Annotated in this window: 13 protein-coding genes; 7 read left to right on the top strand and 6 right to left on the bottom strand. The window is 67.9% G+C overall.

Going from position 1 to position 12,362, the window contains the following annotated elements; translation table 11 throughout:
• Positions 1–8 precede the first annotated feature (8 nt).
• Complete coding sequence (locus tag ACVOK1_RS07155; protein ID WP_481561571.1) at positions 9–1,400, top strand: DUF2867 domain-containing protein; 1,392 nt, start codon at positions 9–11, stop codon at positions 1,398–1,400.
• An 11-nt stretch (positions 1,401–1,411) separates the two neighbouring features.
• On the opposite strand, the gene ACVOK1_RS07150 is transcribed toward ACVOK1_RS07155, so the two are convergent.
• Positions 1,412–1,843 carry a pyridoxamine 5'-phosphate oxidase family protein gene (locus ACVOK1_RS07150; RefSeq protein ID WP_481561570.1) on the bottom strand — a complete coding sequence of 144 codons (432 nt, stop codon included), beginning with the start codon at positions 1,841–1,843 and terminating at the stop codon, positions 1,412–1,414.
• A 135-nt stretch (positions 1,844–1,978) separates the two neighbouring features.
• Positions 1,979–3,004: an AI-2E family transporter gene (locus tag ACVOK1_RS07145; RefSeq protein WP_108768116.1), complete on the bottom strand. Its 1,026-nt coding sequence runs from the start codon at positions 3,002–3,004 to the stop codon at positions 1,979–1,981.
• A gap of 141 nt (positions 3,005–3,145) precedes the next feature.
• Here ACVOK1_RS07145 and ACVOK1_RS07140 point away from each other — a divergent pair, with 141 nt between their 5' ends.
• Positions 3,146–3,562 carry a hypothetical protein gene (locus ACVOK1_RS07140; RefSeq protein WP_108768115.1) on the top strand — a complete coding sequence of 139 codons (417 nt, stop codon included), beginning with the start codon at positions 3,146–3,148 and terminating at the stop codon, positions 3,560–3,562.
• A 27-nt stretch (positions 3,563–3,589) separates the two neighbouring features.
• Here the strand turns inward: ACVOK1_RS07140 and ACVOK1_RS07135 are convergent, their stop codons facing one another.
• Entirely contained in the window at positions 3,590–4,597 is a 1,008-nt protein-coding gene (locus ACVOK1_RS07135; protein ID WP_481561569.1) for a LacI family DNA-binding transcriptional regulator, read from the bottom strand.
• Positions 4,598–4,692: 95 nt separating this feature from the next.
• Between ACVOK1_RS07135 and ACVOK1_RS07130 the strand changes: the two genes are divergently transcribed.
• The 5 genes from ACVOK1_RS07130 to ACVOK1_RS07110 are packed head-to-tail and all read left to right on the top strand — an operon-like array spanning position 4,693 to position 9,327.
• Entirely contained in the window at positions 4,693–5,745 is a 1,053-nt protein-coding gene (locus ACVOK1_RS07130) for a sugar phosphate isomerase/epimerase family protein (protein WP_481561568.1), read from the top strand.
• 27 nt (positions 5,746–5,772) lie between these two features.
• Positions 5,773–6,990 (top strand): nucleoside permease, encoded by a 1,218-nt coding sequence (locus ACVOK1_RS07125; protein WP_481561567.1) that lies wholly within the window; start codon positions 5,773–5,775, stop codon positions 6,988–6,990.
• Between the two features lie 11 nt (positions 6,991–7,001).
• On the top strand, positions 7,002–8,126 hold the full coding sequence (locus ACVOK1_RS07120) for a Gfo/Idh/MocA family protein (protein WP_481561566.1): 1,125 nt from the start codon (positions 7,002–7,004) through the stop codon (positions 8,124–8,126).
• A gap of 19 nt (positions 8,127–8,145) precedes the next feature.
• The gene (locus ACVOK1_RS07115; protein ID WP_481561565.1) at positions 8,146–9,012 is read left to right on the top strand and encodes a sugar phosphate isomerase/epimerase family protein; all 867 of its coding nucleotides are present in this window, start codon (positions 8,146–8,148) and stop codon (positions 9,010–9,012) included.
• Between the two features lie 18 nt (positions 9,013–9,030).
• A complete protein-coding gene (locus ACVOK1_RS07110) occupies positions 9,031–9,327 on the top strand; it encodes a c-type cytochrome (protein ID WP_313052164.1) in 297 nt (98 codons plus the stop codon).
• Between the two features lie 9 nt (positions 9,328–9,336).
• Here the strand turns inward: ACVOK1_RS07110 and ACVOK1_RS07105 are convergent, their stop codons facing one another.
• The 3 genes from ACVOK1_RS07105 to ACVOK1_RS07095 are packed head-to-tail and all read right to left on the bottom strand — an operon-like array spanning position 9,337 to position 12,346.
• Positions 9,337–10,071: a 3-keto-disaccharide hydrolase gene (locus tag ACVOK1_RS07105; protein ID WP_481561564.1), complete on the bottom strand. Its 735-nt coding sequence runs from the start codon at positions 10,069–10,071 to the stop codon at positions 9,337–9,339.
• 14 nt (positions 10,072–10,085) lie between these two features.
• Positions 10,086–10,661 (bottom strand): gluconate 2-dehydrogenase subunit 3 family protein, encoded by a 576-nt coding sequence (locus ACVOK1_RS07100; protein WP_481561563.1) that lies wholly within the window; start codon positions 10,659–10,661, stop codon positions 10,086–10,088.
• Positions 10,661–12,346: a GMC oxidoreductase gene (locus ACVOK1_RS07095; protein WP_481561562.1), complete on the bottom strand. Its 1,686-nt coding sequence runs from the start codon at positions 12,344–12,346 to the stop codon at positions 10,661–10,663. Before ACVOK1_RS07095 ends, ACVOK1_RS07100 begins: the two co-directional genes overlap by 1 nt.
• Positions 12,347–12,362 lie beyond the last annotated feature (16 nt).

Here is a 12,362-nt window from a genome sequence, read left to right as displayed (position 1 = left end):
GCACGACGATGCCTGGTTCGACCCGCAACAGCCGTTCGTTTCCAGGTGTCCAGCTGCCCGCACAGGACGGCGCCGGCCCCATCGAAGTCACCCTCATCGCCCAGCTCGGCATCGGTGCCGGCGACGCGCTGGTGAAGGATGCCGGCGAACGCCAGCGCCACCATCCGGCCTTCATCGATGCGCTGGATGAACCCTCCGCGCGGCTGGGCGGGATGCACCTGCAGCACGGCGATGCGTCCTCGTTGTACAGCTTCGTGGTCGCCGGCGGCGGCCATCCGTTCCATCGCCATGCCGGCCCGCGCATGTTCACCGCCATCGCCGGCAGCGCCGGTGCGGAGCTGCGCTTCGCCACCGCCGCCGATGCGCAGCTGGCCACCGACCCGGCCGCCTTCCTTCGCAGCCTGCGGCGCATCCGCATTCCACCGGACTGCCTGTTCACCGTGCGCTTCGGCGGTGGCACCTGGCACCAGTTCGCCTCCAACCACGCCGCCCACCCTGCCCTGTTCGCGCTGTCGTGCCACAGCAATGAACTGGCCGGGGCCATGAGCGAGAGCACTCGCGCGCAGGTGCAGGCCAACAGTGCCGACATCCCCAGCCTGACCGAAGTACTGCCGGAGCCGCATTGGCCGAGTGCGGCCATGCTGGCCACCGCGCCCCTGCTGCAGCTGTCACTGCAGGCCGCGCCGCCCAGCCTGTGCGCGCGGCTGTGTGCGCAGACCCGTTCACTGCTGGGCCCGCTGCGGCGGATCAACCTGCGGCCGTTGCGCGGGTTCGTCGAACGCAGCACGCCGCACTACCCGGTGCACAGTGGTCGTCCCGACGCGCAGGGCCTGCTGGCCGGTGCGCTGCCCTCCAGCCACTACCAGGACCTGACCGTGCTGACCCTGCGCAGCGGGCAGTGCACGCAGCGCTCGGCCTCCGCGCTGCTGGCCGAGGTGCTGGACGGTTTCCTGCGCAATCCGCCGGGCGGCGTGGGACGGCTGATGGCGCTGCGCAATCGCTTGGTCGCACCGTTGCGCCTGCGGACCTCGCCGCTGGGCTGTCCGGTGTCGTCGCTGCTGTCCACCGACCGCAGCCGCCTGTTCGCCGGCCGTTTTCCAGTGCTGGACGCACGCGTCGACGGGCAGGACCGCAGTGCCGAAGTGCTGCTCGGTGCCGACGACCGCCACCTGCGCTTCCGCAGCAGCGTTCGCGTGCAGCTCGGCGACGACGGCAGCGTGCAGATCAGCCTGGGCTCGCGCGTGCAGACCCACAACCGCTTCGGCCGCCTGTACATGGCGATGATCGATGCCGTGCACCGCCACTACATCGCCCCGGCGCTGCTGCGGCGGGCGGTGGAACATGCGCTGGCGCCGGAGCTGGCCGACTGGGTGGATGAGGCTGTGTTCGAAGGGGCCTGAGCCGCCAGGCGTCAGACCGTCAGTTCGCCGTGGTCCTCACCATCCCAGTACTGGATGCGCTGTGCATGCACGTGGATCAGCACCAGCCCCGGCGTATCCACGCCCTGCTCGAACCAGCGCTCCAAATCTTCAACCCAGTGCTGGGCCAGCACGCCGCGTTCGCGGATGATGGCGGCCCGGCCCGTGACATGTACGAACAGCGGCGGCTTGCCCAGCAGTGACTTGCTGCCGGTGAAGCCCAGCGCGACCTTCGGATCGGCCTCGATCTGCTGCACCATGTCGGTGCTCTGCAGGGCGAAGAACCAGCTGTCTCCGTCGTAGTCCACGTCGCCGTTGTTGCTCATCGGCCGGCCGTCGATCTCGCCGGCTGCGTGGGTCTGCAGCATCGCGAAATCGATGCCGGCCATCTTCTTCGCCAGTTCGGGCAGAGTGAGCGTGGTCATGCGCTGGGTCCGGATGGAAGGGGAGCCCAGCCTCCCCCGCGTGCGGTGACTGGCGCGTGCAGTGGTGGTGGCGCCGCCTTCACGCCTGCACCGGGCATGGCCCGCCGCTACCGATGCGGGGCGACCAGGCCGTGATCAGATCCAGCCCTGGTCGACCAGTTCGCGCTTCAGGTAGGCGTAGAACACCGGGGCGGCCACCAGCCCGGCCAGGCCGAAGGCCGCTTCCATCACCAGCATCGCGAGCAGCAGCTCCCAGGCCCGCGCCTGGATCTCGCCGCCGACGATGCGCGCGTTGAGGAAGTACTCCAGCTTGTGGATGACGATCAGGTACAGCAGCGCCGCCACCGCCACGTAGAACGACACCGACAGCGCCACGATGGTGATGATGGTGTTGGAGATGATGTTGCCCACCACCGGCAGCAGGCCGGCGAGGAAAGTGATCAGCACCAGCGTCTTAGACAGTGGCAGGTGCACGCCGAACAGCGGCAGCACGCCCAGCAGGAACACCGCGGTGAACACCGTGTTGAGCAGCGAGATCTTCACCTGGGCGAACACCACCTGGCGGAAGGCCACGGCCAGGCGCGTGGTGCGCCCGATCAGTTCCTGCGCGAGCGGCCCCATCTTCGGCAGCGGCAACTCGTCGTACAGGGCGATCATCGCGCCCAGCACCATGCCGATCAGCACGCGCACGCCCACCTGCACCACCGACGTACCGGCCACGCCCAGCTGCCGCTGGTGCTCGGCGGCCCATTCGTTCACCGCCTCGCGCAGCCGCGTCAGGTCTTCGGGAATGTACGGCTGCAGCAGTGCGGGCACCTGGTGCCGCGAGGTATTGAGGATGTCCATCAGCCGCGCCAACAGCACGTCGGGGCCGCCGGTCTCGTTGCGGAAGAACGAGGCCACGCCGATACCGGCCAGTACCAGCGCACCGATGATGACCGCCGAAAGCACGATGACCGCAATCGCGCGCGCCCGTCCCGGCGGCAGCTTGCCTTCCACGGTGTTGGCCAGCACGTGGGTCAGCTGGAACACCAGCAGGCCCGACAACAGGGTGACCACCAGGCCCAGCTTCAGGGCCAGCCACATGCCCAGCAGCATCAACAGCCAGGCGGCGATGCGCGCGGCAGGTGGCCTGGGCGGGGCAAGGATCACGTCGGTCATGGCAGCACATCCACTGGGGTGACCCATGGTAGTGGATTGCCATGGCGGTTCCGGGGCAGTGCGCGGCGTTCCGTTCAGCCCTCTGGCGGCCGCGCCCACGCCAGCGCACACTGGCGCCCCACCTGCCCGCATGGATGCCCGATGCCCCGCCTGCTGCCCGCCGCGCTGCTGTTGATGCTGTGCCCGCTGCCGACGCTGGCCGCGGGCGGCGATGCCGACACGACGCCGCTGCCGCCGCAGGTCAAGGCCGATGCCGAGGCCATCGCCGCCTCGCTGCTGGAAGTGCAGCGCATCGATGTCGAGCTGTCCTGCCCCAAGGCCGTCGAAAACGCGCGCTACGGGCTGGAAACCATGCTGGAAGTGGGCGCGAAGAACGTGGCCGGCGGCTACATGGATGCCGCCAAGTTCGAGGCCATGGCCACGCCGATGCGCGGCCTGCTGCCGCAGATCACCGATGCAGACTGCGAAGGCGCGACGGACGCCAAGCGCGATTTCTACCAGTGCATGTCCAGCGACTACAACCACGTGCTGGCCTGCGCCAAGGCCCATCTGAAGTAACACCGCGCCCTGGCCGGCGCCTGCCGCTCAGCCGGCGGCAGGCGCGGCCGTCGAGCCCCGCAGCATCAGGCTGAAATCCAGCGTCTGCTGCAGCGGTACATCGACGCGTTCGATGATCGCCAGCAGCAGGTTGACCGCCCGCGCACCGATTTCCCGCATTGGCTGGCGGATGGTGGTCAGCGGCGGCGTCAGGAAGCTGGACGAGGCCAGATCATCGAAGCCGACGATGGACAGCTGGTCCGGCACGCGGATGCCCAGGTCGCGGCAGGCCGCCAGCGCACCCAGCGCCATCTGGTCGCTGAAACAGAACACCGCGGTCGCCGCGAGCGGAAGCGCGAGCAGCGCCTTCGCCGCCGCATGGCCGGATTCCAGCGAGAAATCACCGGGTACGACGCTCAGGTTGCGCAGCCGGCCGCGCGCCTTGCCGGCGCTGCGCACGCCCTCCAGGCGCTGCTGGTGCAGCGGATTGTCCGGCGGCCCGCCGACCACGGCGATGCGCTCATGGCCAAGGGCATACAGGTGCTCCATCACCGCGCGCGCGGCGGCGGCGTTATCGATGTGCACGCTGGGAATGCCCAGCGCGGGATCGAACTCGCAGCCGTTGACCACCGGCGCGGCGGCGCCCAGCGCCTGCACGATCTCGCGCGCGGTCGGCGGCAGCCGGTGCCCCAGCACGATCAGGCCGTCGGCTTCGTTGCGCCTGAGCATCTGCGCGTAGCGTTCCTCGCGGTCGGGCTGGTGCTGGGTATCGCCCAGCAGCACGGCGTAGCCGACCGCCTGCGCCGCCTCTTCGGCGCCCTGCAGGATCTGCGCGAAGAACGGGTTGGCGATGTCAGGCACGGTCACCAGGATCTTGCCGCTGCGCTGGGTCTTCAGCGTGCGGGCCACCGTGTTGGGCACATAGCCCAGCTTGGCGGCCGCCTGTTCGATGCGCGCGCGGGTGGCCGGCAGCACTTTTTCCGGCCGCGACAACGCCCGCGACACCGTCCCTGCGGAGACGCCTACGTGCTTTGCGATGTCGTAGATGGTTGCCATGGTCCTAGCTCCTGTTGCCGCTGTGCACTGCACAACGGATCTGCGGAAAGCCCATGCTAGGGTAATGCAATCGATTGCATCGAGGGCGAATCAACGTGAGGACGCTCAAGGGTCCGGCGCTTTTCCTGGCGCAGTTCATCGGCGACAAGGCTCCTTTTGATCGGCTGGACACGCTGGCCGGATGGGCCGCGGGGCTGGGCTATTCTGGCGTACAAGTGCCCACCACCGCGCCCCAGCTGTTCGATCTGGCCGAGGCGGCACGCAGCCAGACCTACTGCGATGACGTCGCCGGCATGCTGGCCGGGTACGGCGTGCAGATCACCGAACTGTCGACCCACCTGCAGGGGCAGCTGGTCGCGGTGCACCCCGCCTATGACAGCCTGTTTGACGGTTTCGCACCGGCAGCCACGCACGGTAATCCTGCCGCCCGCCAGGCCTGGGCGGTGGACCAGCTGATGCTGGGCGCCAAGGCCAGCCAACGTCTGGGGCTGACTGCACACGCCACCTTCTCCGGCGCACTGGCCTGGCCCTACATGTACCCCTGGCCGCAGCGCCCGCCGGGCCTGGTGGAAGAAGCCTTCGCCGAACTGGGCCGCCGCTGGCGCCCGATCCTCGATGCGTTCGACGACTGCGGCGTGGACCTGTGCTTCGAGATCCATCCGGGCGAAGACCTGCACGACGGCGCGACGTTCGAGCGCTTCCTCGAGGTGGTCGACCACCATCCGCGCGCGAAGATACTCTACGACCCCAGCCACCTGCTGCTGCAGCAGATGGACTACCTCGGCTTCATCGACCGCTACCACCCGCGCATCGGCATCTTCCACGTCAAGGACGCGGAGTACCACGCAAGCGCCCGCAGCGGCGTCTATGGCGGCTACCAGGACTGGATCGATCGCCCGGGCCGCTTCCGTTCGCTCGGTGATGGCCAGGTCGACTTCAAGGCGATCTTCTCGAAGTTCGCGCAGTACGACTTCCCCGGCTGGGCGGTACTGGAATGGGAGTGCTGCCTGAAGCACCCCGAAGACGGCGCACGGGAGGGTGCCGCCTTCATCCGCGACCACATCATCCGGGTCACCGAGCGCGCCTTCGACGACTTCGCCGACAGCGGCACCGACGCCGCATCACTGCACCGCATGCTGGGAATCTGAGCTGACACCGCCCCGGGAGGGCAAGCCATGACGCACGCCATGTCGCGCTTGGGCGCGATGATGTTTCTGCAGTTCTTCATCTGGGGGGCGTGGTTCGTCACCCTCGGCACCTATCTGGTGCAGGGCCCGCTGCAGGCCAGCGCCAGCCAGGTGGCCACGGCCTTCCTCAGCCAGTCCATCGGCGCGATCGTCGCTCCCTTCCTGGTCGGCCTGATCGCGGACCGCTACTTCGCCGCACAGCGCATCCTGGCGGTACTGCACCTGGCCGGCGCGGTGCTGATGTGGCTGGCCTCCACCGCGACCAGCTTCAGCATGTTCTCTGCCTGTGTGATGGGCTACATGCTGCTGTTCATGCCGACGCTGGCGCTGGCCAACAGCGTGGCGATGCGGCACATGCAGTCGCCCGAGAAACAGTTCCCGCTGGTGCGGGTGGCCGGCAGCATCGGCTGGATCATCGCCGGCGTGCTGATCGGCTGGCTGGGCTGGGAACAGGCGCACCGCCTTGAACTCACCTTCCGGATGGCAGCGGTGGCCTCGCTGCTGCTGGGCCTGTATGCCTTCACCCTGCCGCACACGCCGCCGCTGGCCAAGCAGCGCGACGCCGGGCTCGGGCAGATCCTCGGCCTGGACTCGCTGCGCCTGCTGAAGTCGCGCGCCTACCTGGTGTTCTTCCTGGCTTCCATCGCCATCTGCATCCCACTGTCGTTCTATTACAACTTCACCAACCCGTACCTCAACGACCTGGGCGTGCGCGGCGCGGCCGGCCTGCAGTCGCTGGGCCAGGTGTCCGAAGTGCTGCTGATGCTGGCGATGCCGTTCCTGTTCGTGCGGCTGGGAGTGAAGACCATGCTGGCGGTGGGCATGGCGGCGTGGGTGGTGCGCTATGCGCTGTTCGCCTTCGGTGATGCCGGCGGCGGCTTCTCGCTGCTGGTGATCGGCATCGTGCTGCACGGCATCTGCTACGACTTCTTCTTCGTCACCGGACAGATCTATACCGATGCACACGCGGGTCCTGATGCACGCAGCAGCGCGCAGGGCTTCATCACCCTGGCCACCTACGGCGTGGGCATGCTGATCGGCACCTTCCTGTCCGGCGCGGTGGTGGAGCACTACACCACGGCCGCAGGGCCGAACTGGCAGCAGATCTGGCTGTTCCCGGCCGGCGTTGCACTGGTCGTGCTGGTCGCCTTCCTGCTGCTGTTCCGCGACCGCCCCGCCGCCGCGGCCGCAGCCACTACCCGCTGAGAACAACGCCGATGCCAAAGCCTGGAATCGCCATTGTCGGCACGGGGATGATCGCCGCGGTGCACCGCCGTGCCGCCCTGCTCGCCGGTGCCGACGTACGCGGCGTGGCCGCGTCTTCACCGCAGCGTGCGCAGGACGTGGCGCAGGCATGGAATGTGCCGCGCGCTTACCGCGATATCGACGAGGTCGTCGCCGATCCGCAGGTACAGGTGGTGCATGTGTGCACGCCCAACCACCTGCACCGGCCGATGGCGCAGGCCGCGCTGGAAGCGGGCAAGCACGTGATCTGCGAGAAGCCGCTGGCCACGACCCTCGACGATGCGCAGGCGCTGGCGTCGCTGGCCGCAGCACGCGGCCTGGTCGCCACGGTGCCCTTCGTCTACCGCTACCACCCGGTGGTCCGCGAGGCCCGCGCACGCATCGCGGCCGGCGACCTAGGGCCCCTGCACCTCATCCACGGCAGCTACCTGCAGGATTGGCTGCTGGACCCGGCCAGCAACAACTGGCGCGTCGACCCGGTGCTGGGCGGCACCTCGCGCGTGTTCGCCGACATCGGCTCGCACTGGTGCGACCTGGTGGAATGGGTCAGCGGCGAGCGCTTCACCGAAGTCAGCGCGGCCTTCGCCACGGTGATCGCCCAGCGCAGCGCCGAGGGCGCGCAGAGTTTCAGCACACCCACGGCAGGCGGCGCGACGCAGGCAGTGTCCAGCGAGGACGTGGCCATGGCGATGTTCCGCACCGGCGCAGGCACATTGGCATCGCTGACCGTCAGCCAGGTCTCGGCGGGGCGGCACAACCGTCTCTGGTTCGAGATCGATGGCGCCAAGGCGAGCGTGGCGTTCAATCAGGAAGATCCCGAGCGGCTGTGGATCGGCCGACCCGACCAGCGCGAGGAAACCTTCGTGCGTGGCCCCGGCGCCGGCACTGCCGAACAACGCCGGCTGTCGACGCTGCCGCCAGGCCATGCGCAGGGCTACGCACAGTGCTTCGAGGCGTTCGTCGCCGACACCTATCGCGCCATCGACGGCGAGACACCGCAGGGCCTGCCCACCTTCGAAGACGGCCTGCGCTCGGCGCGGATCGTCGACCGCGTCATCGCATCGGCCAGGTCGCGCGCCTGGGCCACCCTCGAATGAATCCCCGGAGGATGTACGGATGAAGGCTCCAACACGCAGGATCGCCACCGCCGCACTGCTGCTGCTCGCCACCCTGCCCGTCTTCGCTGCGGAAGCGGGCGGCGCACAGAAGCCCATTGCGGTGCAGATGTACACGCTGCGCAACGCCGGCACGCTCGACCAGCAGCTGAAGATCGTCCACGACGCAGGCGTGCATGCAGTGGAAACGGTCGGCACGCAGGACGTCAGCGCGGCAGAGCTGAAGCAGCTGCTCGACAAGTACGGCATCAAGGCGATTTCCTCGCACACCGCGCTGGCCGACCTGCGCAATGATCTCGACAAGGTGGTGGCCTTCAACCGTGCCATCGGCAACACCACGCTGGTGGTGCCCTACCTGGACAGCAAGGATCGGCCGACGGATGCTGCCGGCTGGGCGGCGCTGGGCAAGGAACTGGGCGGCATCTCCGAACGGGTGCGCGCCAAGGGCATGCGCCTGGCCTACCACAACCATGACTTCGAGCTGGTCGACTTCGATGGCCGCACCGGCCTTGAGCTGCTTTTCGAAGCCGCCGGCCCGAACCTGCAGACCGAGCTGGACCTGGCCTGGGTGGCCCGCTCCGGCCACGACCCGGTGGTAATGCTGGGCAAGTTCCGCGGCCGCCTGTTCGCGGTGCATGCCAAGGACAACGCGCCCAAGGGCCAGGCCGAAGACGAAGGCGGATTCGCCGCCGTCGGCCAGGGCGTGCTCGACTGGAACGCGATCCTGCCGGCGGCCGGCAGTGCCGGCGTGAAGTGGTACATCGTCGAGCACGACCAGCCGCGTGACCCGGCCAAGGTCATCCAGACCGGCGCCGACTACCTGCGTGAACACCTGACCGTCAGCCTGCCCGCCCGCGCTTCGCGCTAGCCCGCCAAGGAGCTTCGTTTGAAAACTGTCCTGACCCTGGCCCTGACCCTGTGCGCGGCAAGCCATGCGCTGCCGGCGTGGTCCAAGGAAGATCCCGCTGCCGGTGCCAAGCTGTACGCGGCGAACTGCGTGGCCTGCCACGGCGCTGATCGTGCCGGCATGCCCGGCGCGTTCCCCGCGCTCACCGACATCGGCAAGCGCCTGCCGCCGGCACAGATCAAGGAAAAGATCAGCAAGGGCGGCGGGCTGATGCCGCCCTTCTCCCAGCTGTCCGCGCAGGAGATCGATGACCTCGCCAGCTTCCTGGCGAAGTAGGCGCGAGCGTTACAGCTCGCGCACCCAGATGTTGCGGTAGCTGACCTTGGAGGCGTGCTCCTGCAGGTACAGCGGCGCGCAGCCATGTGGCGAGTACGACGGCGCGCCGATGTACTCGGTCCGGCCCGCCAGCACGGTGTCGTCCTGCACCAGCACGCCGTTGTGCAGCACGGTGATGCGCGCCGGTGAGGTCAGCCCGCCGCCGGCGGAGAACCGCGGCGCCTTCCAGATGATGTCGTAGGCCTGCCACTGGCCAGGCGCACGCGCGGCATTCACCAGCGGCATGGCCTGCTTGTAGATCGAGCCAGCCTGGCCATTGGCGTAGGTCGGGTTGCCGTGGCTGTCGAGCACCTGCAGCTCATACAGCTCCTGCAGGAAGATGCCGCTGTTGCCGCGGTTCTGGCCGTCGAAGCCCTTGGTATCGGTCGGCGTACGCCACTCCACGTGCAGCTGCATGTCGCAGAAACGCTGCCGGGTGCGGATGCCCTTGCTGCCCGGCACCACGGTCATCGCGCCGTCGGCCACCGTCCACGGCACGCGCCCGCCCTGCTCCGCCTCCCAGGCGGACACGTCCTTGCCATCGAACAGCACGATCGCATCCGACGGCGCAGCGCCGACCGGCGTGGCGACTTCCGCCACCGGCGCCCATACCTCGGTCTTCGCCGGATCACGCTCCGCACCGGCCTGCGCGAACACCGGCACCACCGCCAGCACGCCCGCGGCCATCAAGAAAGGTCTGATCATCCTGTCGTACTCCATCAGCTGGTGGCCCAGGCCGGCGTACCTGGCGCGTAGGCCATGTCGCCATCGTAGCGTCCGGGCACGGCGACGTACTTCAGCACTTCGGTCGCGCCCTGTTTCGAGGTGAAGAAGCCGAAGATGGCCAATTGCTTGATCATGGTGAACGGATGCGGCATCGCCTTCGCGGTTTCCCCGGTGCCGGTCTCGCTCACCTCCACCGCGCGCTTGCGGGCTTCCGCATCCAGCGTGCGCAGCAGCGTGCTGCGCGCCTCGGGCGCAAGGGCCACGAAGCTTCCGCCGGCGCGCTTGTCGATGTCGGCCAGGCCGGCACGGAACGTCGCCTGCTGCCGGGCGGTGTAGCAGTCGGTCACGAACCGCGCCATGAAGGCGCCCGTGGCCGCATCCTTCGCGCCGGGGGTGCGGGTGCGTGGCAGGATGGTCTCGGCGATTTCATCCAGCGTGGCGATCTCGGCCTCGGAGAAGCCAGCGCCTGGCGCCGCGGCCGGCAGCTTGGCGCTGGCCAGCGCCGGCAGGCCGATCATCGCCGCCCCGGTGGCGGCAAAGATCATCCTCAACAGTTCACGACGATCCATTACAGGTTCCCCGCTTTCAGTTCGCGCACGGCATGGTCGGCGGCCCGTGCGGTCAGCGCCATGTAGGTCAGCGACGGATTCACACAAGCACTGGAGGTCATGCACGCACCGTCGGTGACATAGACGTTGGGCGCATCCCAGACCTGGTTGTGCTGATTCAGCACCGAGGTCTTCCGATCACGGCCCATGCGCGCGGTGCCCATTTCGTGGATGCCCTTGCCCGGCGCATAGTCGTTGTCGTGCATCTCCACATCCTTGACGCCAGCGGCTTCCAGCATCTCGGCGGCATCGGCGGCCATGTCCTTGCGCATCGCCTTCTCGTTCTCGCGCATGGCCACGTCCATGGCCAGCACCGGCAGCCCCCACTTGTCCTTGCGTTCGTGGTCCAGGCGGATGGTGTTGCCATGGTGCGGCAGCATCTCGCCGAAACCGGTCATGCCGATCCGCCAGTCACCCGGCAGGCTCAGCGCCTCCTTCAGGTCGGCACCGATGTTCAGCTCGGCGATCTCGCGCGACCAGCCGTTGCGGCTCGCGCCGCCCTGGTAGCCGAAGCCGCGCAGGTAGCCACGCTTGTCCGACGCCACGTTGCGGAAGCGCGGAATGTAGAACCCGCAGGGACGTCGGCCGAAGTAGTACTTGTCGTCGTAGCCTTCGACGCGGCCCGATGCACCCGCGCCGAAGTGATGGTCCATCACGTTGTGCCCGAGCTCGCCGGACGACGAGCCCAGTCCACCCTCCCAGACATCGGTGGCCGAGTTCATCAGCAGCCAGGTCGAATTGAACGACGACGCATTGAGGAAGATGACCTTGGCCGTGTACTCGTAGGTCTGGCCGGTCTCGGCGTCGATCACCTCCACGCCGCGCGCACGCTTGCGGTCCTTGTCGTAGAGCACTTCCTTGACGATCGAGAACGGCCGCAGCGTCAGGTTGCCGGTCTTCATCGCCGCCGGCAGCGTTGCTGCCTGGGTCGAGAAATAGGCGCCGAAGGGACAGCCGAGGATGCACTTGTTGCGGTACTGGCAGTTGACCCGGCCCTGCTCGGGCATCGGCTTGGTGATGTTGGCCGTGCGCGAGTGGATCATGTGGCGCGTGCCACCAAAGGCTTTCTGGATCCGCGCGGCGACGTCCTTCTCGACGATGTTCAGCGGGATCGGTGGCAGGAACTCGCCATCAGGCAGCACGTCCAGCCCTTCGCGCGTGCCGGCGATGCCAGCGAATTTCTCCACGTGGTCGTACCACGGCGCGATGTCGGCATAGCGGATCGGCCAGTCGGTGGCAATGCCGTCCTTGAGGTTCGCTTCGAAATCCAGATCGGAGAAGCGGTAGCTCTGACGCCCCCACATCAGCGAGCGGCCACCGACGTGGTAGCCGCGGAACCAGTCAAAACGCTTGGTCTCGATGTAGGGCGAGTCCTGTTCGTCGGCCCACATGCCCTCCAGGTTCTCGGCCAGCGCGTAGTCGCGCATCAGCACCGGGAACGCGGCCTTCATCGCCTGTGTCGGCCGGTTGCGATGCGGGAAGTCCCACGGTTCCTTCATCGCATTGACGTAGTCCTTTACGTGCTCGATGTTGCGCCCGCGTTCCAGCATCAGGACCTTGAGACCTTTTTCGGTCAGTTCCTTCGCCGCCCAACCGCCACTGATTCCCGAGCCAACAACGATGGCGTCGTAATGATTATCTGCCATGGGTCTATCACCTGGG

This window comes from Stenotrophomonas sp. STEN087 (assembly GCF_056759115.1).
Note: the sequence above shows the minus strand (reverse complement) of the source record. Positions and strands in the feature narration are given on the sequence as shown.